The 449-nt window shown below is 71.3% G+C and carries 1 protein-coding gene; it reads left to right on the top strand.

The features are described 5' to 3' along the window. Positions 1-449: ABC transporter ATP-binding protein (locus LPA54_RS38745; RefSeq protein WP_228985077.1), on the top strand; the 449-nt coding region annotated here is incomplete at both ends.

Here is a 449-nt window from a genome sequence, read left to right as displayed (position 1 = left end):
ACACGGAGATCACCGGTCTGAAGGACCGTGAGCTGACCCGGCTGCGGCGGGACCGCATCGGGTTCATGTTCCAGTCGTTCAACCTGATCCCCACGCTGAACGCGCGCGAGAACATCACCCTGCCCATGGACATCGCCGGGCAGAAACCGGACGAGGCGTGGCTGGACCAGGTCATCGACACGCTGGGCCTGCGGGACCGGCTGAAGCACCGGCCCGCGCAGCTGTCGGGCGGCCAGCAGCAGCGGGTGGCCTGCGCGCGGGCCCTGGCCTCCCGGCCCGAGCTGATCTTCGCCGACGAGCCGACCGGCAATCTCGACTCGCGCGCCGGCCTCGAGGAGCTGGGCTTCCTGCGGGAGGCGGTGGACCGGCTGGGCCAGACGGTGGTCATGGTCACCCACGATCCCGGCGCCGCCGCCCACTCCGACCTGGTCCTGTTCCTGGCGGACGGC

The sequence above is a fragment of the Streptomyces sp. DH12 genome, from assembly GCF_020873895.1.
GTDB lineage: Bacteria > Actinomycetota > Actinomycetes > Streptomycetales > Streptomycetaceae > Streptomyces.
The sequence above is the reverse complement of the archived record's forward strand: the minus strand, read 5'-3'. Positions and strand labels throughout refer to the sequence as shown.